The organism is Leucobacter sp. 7(1) (genome assembly GCF_900163635.1).
Classification (GTDB): Bacteria; Actinomycetota; Actinomycetes; order Actinomycetales; family Microbacteriaceae; genus Leucobacter.
In genome coordinates this window covers 17,698-26,767 of record NZ_FUID01000010.1, presented here as the reverse complement: position 1 = coordinate 26,767, position 9,070 = coordinate 17,698, and the positions used below count along the sequence as shown (strand labels likewise).

The window sequence follows — 9,070 nt, the reverse complement described above, 5'->3', positions numbered from 1 at the left end:
GGGCTAGATGGAGCGCAGTACCGCGACGACGCGGCCAAGTACTTCTGCATGGTCCCCGAGGATGGGCTCGAAGGCACTATTGCGAGGCAGGAGCCAGGTGTGGCCGTCGCGCCGCCGGAACACCTTGACGGTCGCCTCGCCATCAAGCATGGCCGCGACGATGTCCCCGTTTTCGGCCTCGCGCTGCTGGCGCACCACCACAAAATCGCCGTCGCAAATCGCGGCGTCGATCATGGACTCGCCGACAACCTTCAGCATGAACAGCTGACCCTCGCCGACAAGCTGCCTGGGGAGGGGCACGATCTCCTCGACCTGCTGATCCGCGGTGATCGGGACGCCGGCCGCGATCTGACCAACAAGCGGCACGTAGGTCGCCTCTTCAGGGCGGAGCGCGGTCTCGGGGTCCAGGGCCTCACGCTCTGAGGTCACATCGATCAGGATTTCGAGGGCACGGGGACGGTTCGGGTCGCGCCGAATGTAGCCGCCGAGCTCGAGGCGGCTGAGCTGGTGGGTCACGCTCGAGAGCGATGAGAGGCCCACGGCATCGCCGATCTCGCGCATGCTCGGTGGGTAGCCGCGGGACTCGACCGAGTGGCAGATGTATTCCAAGATGGCTTGCTGCTTCTCGCTGAGTGGCTTCATGGACTGAGGGGCGGCTGCGTCGCTCATCGCCGATCCTTCCCTGCCCGGAGGCGGTTGAGGGGGTGGGGATCCATGAATGTCAGTGGTGCCTGATTCAGTGATCTCGTTGTCCGAAACCCTAGCCCCGCCGGTCGAACACGGGCAAACATGTGTTCGAGTGTCGCGGAACTGGTGCGAAAGACAGTTTCGAAGAATCGCTTGCGAAATCGGTTATTCGAATATATATTCGAAACAGATGTTCGGACGAGCTTCGGCTCGTGTACATCGCGACGAGAGGAAGACTCCATGAGTGCAGCAGTGGTTCTGACACCGAACGTTCGCCAGGCGGGCGTTCTGCGGCCGGGCGTTGCTCGTGACACGGTGGCACCCGCGGAGGTGCCGGCTACGCGGTTACGTCTGACGCGGCGCGGACGGCTCGTGTTCGGGGCGTTGGCCACCGTGCTTGTCGCTGCGGCGCTCGCGTGTATTGCGACGCTGGCGGCCCCGCAAGCCCTCGCCGCGGGTGAACAGAGCGGCACGCAGCAGTTCCACTATGTTGTGGTCGAGCCAGGAGCCTCCCTCTGGACTGTCGCCAATGAACTTGACCCGTCCGTGGACCCGCGGGACTTGGTGGCTGAGATCGTGCACCTGAATCAGCTCGGCGGTTCTGGTGTCGACGCCGGCCAGCCGCTCGCTGTACCGCTGCGCTACTCGGACAGCCCGGTCACGATCTCAGCTGCGGAGCTCGGCCTGCCCCTGTAGCTCCCGCGGGGCAGGCTTCGCGGGTCCGGTCGCTCCCACCGTAGACTGGTACGGTGACTAGCCTGAGTGATCTCCCCCTCCGCGCAAACCTTGTGGGGAAGCTGCCGTACGGCGCTCCACAAGATCCCGTTCCCGTGAGCCTCAACGTGAACGAGAACACGCATCCGATTCCCGACGAGGTCGTCGAAGACATCGTCGCGTCTCTCGCCACCGCGGTGCGCTCGGTCAACCGCTATCCGGACCGCGATTTCCTTGAGCTGCGGGAGTCGCTGGCCGGCTACCTCGGGCACGGCCTGACCGCGAAGCAGCTGTGGGCGGCAAACGGCTCGAACGAGGTGCTGCAGCAGGTGCTCCAGGCCTTCGGCGGCCCCGGCCGATCGCTGCTGAGCTTCACCCCCACCTACTCGATGTACCCGCTCCTCGCGTCGGGCACTGACACCGAGTGGATCGACGTCCCGCGTCCCGCCGACTACGCACTCACCGCGGAGGCGGTGACAGCCGCGCTGCGAGAGCACGCCCCCGATGTCGCCATTCTCTGCGGGCCGAACAACCCGACTGGCACTCCGCTCGACCGCGACGTGATCCTTGCCGCGTATGAGGCGTTCGATGGCATCTTGATTGTTGATGAGGCTTACCACGAATTCGATGCTGACCGCGAAAGCGCCGTCACGCTCCTTGCCGGACGACCCCGCCTGCTTGTCTCACGCACGATGAGCAAGGCGTTCGCCTTTGCCGGAGTGCGTCTCGGGTACCTTGCGGCGGATCCCGCCGTGATCGACGCGCTCCGCCTGGTCCGCCTGCCGTACCACCTTTCCGCCCTGACCCAGGCTGCGGCGCTCGCCGCGCTGCGGCACTCCGGGGCCATGCTCCGGGCGGTCGATGAGATCCGGGCACAGCGCGACAGGCTCGGCGTCGCCCTCGTCGAACTCGGCTACCGGGTGCACGAGTCCGGCTCGAACTTCCTGCTTGTAGGCGGTTTCACCGATCCCGAAGCGACCTTCGCGGCGCTGCGCGAACAGGGCATCCTGATTCGCAACCTGAGCGTTCCCGGGCACCTTCGCATCACCGCGGGTACCCCGGAGGAAACGAGCACGGTCATCGACGCGATCGCCGGTCTCGGCCCGGGCGGGGCCACTGCCTGAGACAGGCCCCGATACGCAAGCTGAGAGCGCCCTGCATTCGGCAGCATGCGGCCCCGCTAGCCTGGAGCTATGACTCAGCCCCCGGAGACACTGCCTCGTCATGAACTCGAGCGGAAGCTGCGCCGGTCGCGGACACTCAATGTGATCCTCGCCGCGGTCGCGGCCCTCGGGATCGTGTTCGGCGGCGTGCAGCTGTTTCAGGGCACCGGGTCCTCGGGTGCCCCGGCAGCTGAGGGGAACGGCACAACGGCCGGTGCCGGATCCGGCGCGGATGCGGGTGCGCCGAATGTCGAACGTCGGATCGACGGCGACCCGATGGCCATCGGGGATATTGACGCGCCGGTCGTGCTGAGCGAGTGGGTGGACTTCCGCTGCCCGTTCTGCGCGGTGTTTTCGCGTGACACGCTCCCCGCTGTGGTGCAGGAGTACGTTGACAGCGGCAAGGTGCGTGTCGAGTTCCACGACGTCGCGTTCTTCGGTGAGGAATCCACCCGCGCCGCGGCGGCCGCGCGCGCGGCGGGGGAGCAGGGGCGGTACGCCGAGTTCGTCTCGGCAGTCTACGCTGCGGCACCCGAGAGTGGACACCCGGATCTCCCGAAGGACGAACTCGTTGCGTTCGCGAAGACGGCCGGGGTCGCAGACCTTGAACGCTTCGCGCAGGACATGGACAAGCCCGATCACGCGCAGGCGGTCGCCGACAGCACTGCGCAGGCGCAGCAGCTCGGAGTGACCGGCGTGCCGTTCTTTGTTGTTGATGGACAGGCAATGAGCGGTGCGCAGCCGATCGAGTCGTTCCGGGCGCTGCTCGACGACTCCCTGGCCGCCGCGAAGTAAGCAGTCCCCGCGTGAGTCTGAGTCTGCTGGGCGCATTCCTGGGCGGTGTCTTGACACTGCTGAGTCCGTGCTCGGTGATGCTGCTGCCCGCGTTTTTCGCCTACGCGTTCTCGAGCCCGGGTGCGCTGTTGGCGCGCACCGGAGTGTTTTTCCTCGGCCTTGCCACCGCGCTTGTGCCGTTGGGCCTCCTCGCAGGAACGCTCGGGGCCTGGGTGAATCAGCACCGTTTCACCCTCGTGACCGTGGGCGCGGTGCTTGTCATCATTCTGGGCGCAGCGATGCTTGTCGGGATCCGGCTCCCGGGGGTCGTTCCGCAGCGCGGCGCTGAGAGCGCTTCCATTGCTTCGGTATTCGCCCTCGGGACTGTCTATGGACTTGCCGGAGTGTGTGCGGGGCCCATGTTGGGTGCGGCATTGACGTTTGCGGCCTTCGGCGGAAGCGCGCTCGCGGGTGGGCTTGTGCTGCTCGTGTTCGCGGCGGGAATGACCGTGCCGCTTGTGCTGCTCGCGCTGCTGTGGGATCGTGTTCCCGCGGTGCGCCGCTGGGTGCGCCCACGGGAACTCGTGATCGGACGCTGGCGCAACGCGTGGACCAACGTTGTGGGCGGGATCATCACGATTGGCATCGGTGTGCTGCTGCTCGTGACACAGGGGACGACCTCGCTCGGCGGGGTGCTCGGAGCGACTGATCAGGCGCGGCTCGAGTCGGCCGTGATGCGATTCTCGGCGAACGTGCCGGATTGGATCGTGCTCGGCATATTCGTGGTGCTCGCGGGAGTCTGGCTCGCGGTCGCGCTCGCCAGACGGGGCCGGGATCGGCAGCGCGCAACCGGGCCGCAGGAGCTGAGCGAAGCCGGATAGACTGGGCTGCATGACCGCAGCCACACGCACAGTCTCTCTCGAGCGTTCCACGAGTGAGTCGCAGATTAGCCTGAGCCTTGACCTTGACGGGACGGGTGCCTCGGATATTCAGACAGGCGTGCCCTTCTTTGACCATATGCTCACGGCCTTCGCTCGGCACTCGCTCACGGACCTGACTGTGCGTGCGACGGGGGATGTTGAGATCGATGTGCACCACACCGTCGAGGACACGGGCATTCTGCTTGGCCAGGCGCTGCTCGCGGCGCTCGGGGACAAGCGGGGCATCTCGCGCTACGGTGACGCATTCGTTCCGCTCGACGAGGCGCTCGCGCAGGCCGTCGTCGATATTTCGGGCCGGCCCTATCTTGTCCACTCCGGGGAGCCTGCCGGCTTTGAATTTCACCTCATCGGGGGGCACTTCACCGGGTCGATGGTACGACACTTCTTCGAGGCGCTCGTGCTGAACGCCCGCCTGACCGTGCACCTGAAGCTCAGTGAAGGCCGGGATCCGCATCACATCGCGGAGGCCGAGTTCAAGGCCTTCGCCCGCGCATTCCGCCAGGCCAAGTCCCTCGACCCGCTCGTGACCGGGATCCCGTCGACCAAGGGTGCACTGTGAGCGGAACCGCTCCGCGGGTGGTTGTGCTCGACTACGGTTCGGGCAATGTTCACTCCGTTGTGAAAGCCCTCGCCGCGGCCGGGGCGGAACCCGAGCTCACGCGGGACCCGCGGGCCGTGCAGGAGGCGGACGGCCTGCTCGTCCCCGGCGTCGGCGCGTTCGACGCGGTCATGCAGCAGCTCCGCGACGTGCGCGGAGACGAACTGATCGATCGGCGTCTCGCCGGTGGCCGCCCGGTGCTTGGTATCTGCGTCGGCCTGCAGATTATGTTCGATGCAGGAATCGAGCGGGGCCAGGAGACTACGGGCCTCGAACAGTGGCCCGGTACGGTGCGCGAGCTTGTCGCACCCGTGCTGCCGCATATGGGGTGGAACACCGTAGCGGCCCCCACGGACTCGCGGCTGTTCGCGGGCATCGAAGCGGAGCGTTTCTACTTCGTTCACTCGAACGCGGCGACGGAATGGACCCTCGAAGGCCGAACAGAGTCGACCCGTCCTCGTGTGACCTGGGCGGAACACGGTGAGCGATTTGTCGCCGCCGTAGAGAACGGCCCGTTGAGCGCGACGCAGTTCCATCCGGAAAAGTCCGGCGACGCGGGGATCCAGCTGCTCCGTAACTGGATCGCGACCTTCTAGCGCACGTGCGCCACAACCGCCGAACACGAATGTTCGGATCACACACGACCACAGCCTCACAAGGAGCGCAATACACATGAGCGAGTTCACCGAGGGCCCCAAGCTGCAACTGCTGCCCGCGATCGACATGGTCAACGGGAAGGCTGTCCGGCTCACGCAGGGCGAAGCCGGCACCGAGACCGACTACGGCAGCCCCGTCGATGCGGCGATGGACTGGATCGAGCAGGGCGCTGAGTGGATCCACCTTGTCGACCTTGACGCGGCCTTTGGGCGTGGCAGCAACGTCGCTGTGGCACGCAAGATCGTGAAGCGCGCCGGCGATGCGATCGATATCGAGTTCTCGGGCGGGATCCGCGACGATGAAAGCCTGGAGGCCGCACTCGAGATGGGCGTGCGCCGGGTCAACCTCGGCACGGCAGCCCTGGAGAACCCGGAGTGGACACGATCGGTGATCGCGCGCTTTGGTGATCAGGTAGCGGTGGGTCTCGACGTGCGTGGCGAGACGCTCGCGACCCGCGGCTGGACCGAGGACGGCGGGAATCTCTGGGACGTGCTGGATCGCCTGGAGGACGCCAACTGCTCGCGCTACGTGGTGACGGACGTCACCAAGGACGGCACGATGCGCGGCCCGAACATCGAGCTGCTTCGGAAGGTGTGCCTGCGCACGGATCGCCCGGTTGTCGCCTCCGGAGGCGTCTCGACGCTCGACGACCTTGTTGCGCTGCGCGAGTTGGTCCCGGCTGGACTCGAGGGGGCAATCATCGGGAAAGCGCTCTACGATGGGGCGTTCACGCTCCCGGCCGCGCTTGACGTTGCGGGCCGGCCCGCAGATCGGGCCTAGCGATCAATCACCGCGAGGCCCAGGGGAAGTAGGGGACCACATGGCGATCAAAAAGCTCCCGTCCACGGGTGACGCGCCGCGCTCAACCGGCGTTCCGGAGAGCCTGGTCCCCGGGGGCACCGGCGACTCGGCGGGGTTCCCCTGGGAAGGGCGGACGTTCGATCACCACGGCACGGCATTTGCGGACGACTCCGGCGAGACCCCGGCGGCCCTGACGGCAGCTGTGGCTGGGCTGCGTTCAGCCGCCGCCGCCGCGGCTGCGGCCGGTTCTGCTGAGGCGCACTGGGCCGCGGTTGCAGACATCGCGGAGGCGCACGCAACAGTCGTCGCGGCGCTCAGCGAATGCCGGGTACTCGTCCCCATGCTTGCAGAAGCCGGCGAGCTGGGGGTCACCCCCGAGGGCAAAACCGTGGAGAAAACGCAGGAGTTGTCGATCGTGACTGTCGCTGCACCGGACGGCAGGCGTGTACTGCCCGTGTTCAGCTCGGTCGAGACGCTGTCGCGCTGGCATCCCGAGGCGCGGCCGATCCCGGTCCCCGCAACGCAGGCGGCGCTGGCGGCCGTGCAAGAACTCACCGACCTGATGATCATTGACGCCGCGACCGCGGAGGCTGAGTACGGGGTGCGCCGACCGGCCCTGCGCGCCCTCGCACTGGGGGAGCGTTATGTGCCGGCATGGGCTGATGAAGAGGTGCTCGCAGCGTTTCGTGCCGCTGTGGCCGGGGAACCCGCGGTGACCGATCTCTGGCTTTCGCCTGGGGACCCGGAGGGCCGACTCCTCGCGCCGGAGGTTGACGTGAACGTCAAGTTGGCCCCGGGGCTGGCCCGGGACGAACTGAGTGCCCTGCTGCAGCGAGCTCAGACAGCCTGGGCGAGCTCCGATGCGATCGCCGAGCGGGTCGATTCGATGCGGGTGCGCCCGATCGCCGCAGCCGCGGACTGAGACCGCGCGCGGGATCCCTGCTACGCTCTCCGGGTGCCTCGGTCCGCACCGGACCGCCGACGAAGCGAGAGTGATGAGCCAGCAGACGACCTCAGCAAGCGCCCCCGCGCGCGCCGAATGGACCGGACAGTTCGGGTTCATCATCTCCGCGATTGGTTCCGCGGTGGGACTCGGCAACATCTGGCGGTTCCCCGGAGTCGCGTATGAGAACGGCGGTGGGGCCTTCCTCATCCCGTACATCGTCGCGCTCTTGACGGCCGGGATCCCGATCCTGTTCCTTGACTACGCGATCGGGCACCGCTTCCGCGGCTCCGCCCCGCTTGCGCTGCGTCGCGTGGCCGGGAAACTGGGCGAGGGAATTGGCTGGTTCCAGGTGATGATCTGCGTGTTTATCGCGATCTACTACACCGCGGTGCTGGCCTGGGCCTCGAGTTACTTTGTGTTCTCGTTCAATCTGTCCTGGGGCGAAGATGCGGCAGGTTACTTCACTGGCGAATACTTGAAGCTGGCGGATCAGCCGTTCACCCTCGACTTCGTGCCCGCCGTGCTTATCCCACTGGTGCTCATGTGGGGTGTGGCGCTTGTCGTGCTCGGTGCTGGCGTGGTGAAGGGGGTGCAGCGGCTGAACATGGTCGCGATCCCGCTGCTTGTTGTTGGCTTCGTGATCCTCGTGGTCCGCGCGCTGTTCCTGCCGGGCGCTGCGGAGGGCCTGAACGCCCTCTTCACGCCGGACTTCGCCGCGCTCGCGGATCCATCGGTGTGGGTAGCGGCCTATAGCCAGATCTTCTTCTCGCTCTCGGTTGCCTTCGGCATCATGATGACCTACTCGTCCTACCGCCGCCGCCGCTCAAACATGACCACACCAGGCCTGGTTGTCGCATTCGGGAACTCCTCGTTTGAGATTCTCGCGGGGATCGGCGTGTTTGCGACGCTGGGTTTCTTTGCCCATCAGCAGGGTGTGGGCGTGGGGGAGCTCGAAGGCTTGAAGGGTGTGGGGCTCGCCTTCATGACGTTCCCAGCGATCGCGACCCAGATGCCCGGCGGCGAGATCTTTGGTGCGCTGTTCTTTGGTGCGCTCACCCTCGCGGGCCTCACCTCGATGATCTCGATCATGGAGGTGATCCTTGCGGGTGTGATGGACAAGTTTGGGCTCACCCGAAAGCGTGCGGTGTACGGAATCGGCGGAGTGCTTGCGGTCATCTCGGTTGTGCTTTTCGGAACAACGTCCGGGCTGACGGCGCTCGACACGATCGACCACTGGGCCAACAACATTGGCATTGTGGCGTCGGCTGTGGTGATGACAATCACGGTGCTCTGGATTCGGCGAGCCGGTACGCAGCTCAGCGGCCACCTCAGTGCACTCTCCACCTTCAAGGTGGGACGCGTGTGGCTCGTGTGCGTCTCGGTGCTCGGTCCCGTTGTGCTCGGGTACATGCTGATCGCAACTGTCGCCGATCTGCTCGCCACCCCCTTCTCCGGCTATGACAGCGGATATCTGACGCTCGTCGGTTGGGGCTCGATCGCGATGATCATCCTGTGCTCGGTCCTGCTGACGATGAGCCCGTGGCGCTACAACCCCGACCGCTTCACCCCCTGGCCGCCCGTAGGCACCGCCGCAGCGAAGGAGACGTCACGATGACCCCCATTGCAATCTCGTTCCTCGTCCTCGCACTCATCATCATTTGGGGCGGCTTGATCGCGAGCACGATCTTCTTGTTGCGTCGCCCGGAGGTCGCCGAGTACCCGGCCGGCGGCGAAGACGCGAGCGGCGAGCGGCTCGAATAGGGCGCCTGCGGGCTGCGCTTCAGTGGGT

General features: G+C 66.3%; 11 protein-coding genes. 10 read left to right on the top strand and 1 reads right to left on the bottom strand.

Annotated elements, in window-relative coordinates; genetic code table 11:
- Positions 1-3 precede the first annotated feature (3 nt).
- Complete coding sequence (gene lexA, locus FM113_RS02620; RefSeq protein ID WP_087011207.1) at positions 4-669, bottom strand: transcriptional repressor LexA; 666 nt, start codon at positions 667-669, stop codon at positions 4-6.
- Positions 670-927: 258 nt separating this feature from the next.
- Between lexA and FM113_RS02615 the strand changes: the two genes are divergently transcribed.
- The 10 genes from FM113_RS02615 (at position 928) to FM113_RS17840 (ending at position 9,042) form a co-directional block, all read left to right on the top strand.
- Complete coding sequence (locus tag FM113_RS02615) at positions 928-1,383, top strand: hypothetical protein (protein WP_254908834.1); 456 nt, start codon at positions 928-930, stop codon at positions 1,381-1,383.
- A gap of 53 nt (positions 1,384-1,436) precedes the next feature.
- Positions 1,437-2,525 carry a histidinol-phosphate transaminase gene (locus tag FM113_RS02610; RefSeq protein ID WP_087011204.1) on the top strand — a complete coding sequence of 363 codons (1,089 nt, stop codon included), beginning with the start codon at positions 1,437-1,439 and terminating at the stop codon, positions 2,523-2,525.
- 69 nt (positions 2,526-2,594) lie between these two features.
- A complete protein-coding gene (locus tag FM113_RS02605) occupies positions 2,595-3,359 on the top strand; it encodes a thioredoxin domain-containing protein (protein ID WP_176387052.1) in 765 nt (254 codons plus the stop codon).
- A gap of 11 nt (positions 3,360-3,370) precedes the next feature.
- Positions 3,371-4,219: a cytochrome c biogenesis CcdA family protein gene (locus FM113_RS02600; protein ID WP_087011202.1), complete on the top strand. Its 849-nt coding sequence runs from the start codon at positions 3,371-3,373 to the stop codon at positions 4,217-4,219.
- Positions 4,220-4,229: 10 nt separating this feature from the next.
- Complete coding sequence (hisB, locus tag FM113_RS02595; protein ID WP_087011200.1) at positions 4,230-4,838, top strand: imidazoleglycerol-phosphate dehydratase HisB; 609 nt, start codon at positions 4,230-4,232, stop codon at positions 4,836-4,838.
- Positions 4,835-5,473: an imidazole glycerol phosphate synthase subunit HisH gene (gene hisH, locus FM113_RS02590; protein WP_087011198.1), complete on the top strand. Its 639-nt coding sequence runs from the start codon at positions 4,835-4,837 to the stop codon at positions 5,471-5,473. The genes hisB and hisH overlap by 4 nt, the downstream gene beginning before the upstream one ends.
- A gap of 76 nt (positions 5,474-5,549) precedes the next feature.
- Positions 5,550-6,314 carry a bifunctional 1-(5-phosphoribosyl)-5-((5-phosphoribosylamino)methylideneamino)imidazole-4-carboxamide isomerase/phosphoribosylanthranilate isomerase PriA gene (gene priA, locus FM113_RS02585; protein ID WP_087011196.1) on the top strand — a complete coding sequence of 255 codons (765 nt, stop codon included), beginning with the start codon at positions 5,550-5,552 and terminating at the stop codon, positions 6,312-6,314.
- Between the two features lie 40 nt (positions 6,315-6,354).
- On the top strand, positions 6,355-7,257 hold the full coding sequence (locus tag FM113_RS02580; RefSeq protein WP_087011194.1) for an SseB family protein: 903 nt from the start codon (positions 6,355-6,357) through the stop codon (positions 7,255-7,257).
- A 73-nt stretch (positions 7,258-7,330) separates the two neighbouring features.
- On the top strand, positions 7,331-8,896 hold the full coding sequence (locus tag FM113_RS02575; protein ID WP_087011192.1) for a sodium-dependent transporter: 1,566 nt from the start codon (positions 7,331-7,333) through the stop codon (positions 8,894-8,896).
- Positions 8,893-9,042, top strand: a complete 150-nt coding sequence (locus FM113_RS17840; protein ID WP_140393269.1) for a methionine/alanine import family NSS transporter small subunit — start codon at positions 8,893-8,895, stop codon at positions 9,040-9,042. The genes FM113_RS02575 and FM113_RS17840 overlap by 4 nt, the downstream gene beginning before the upstream one ends.
- Positions 9,043-9,070: the final 28 nt, after the last annotated feature.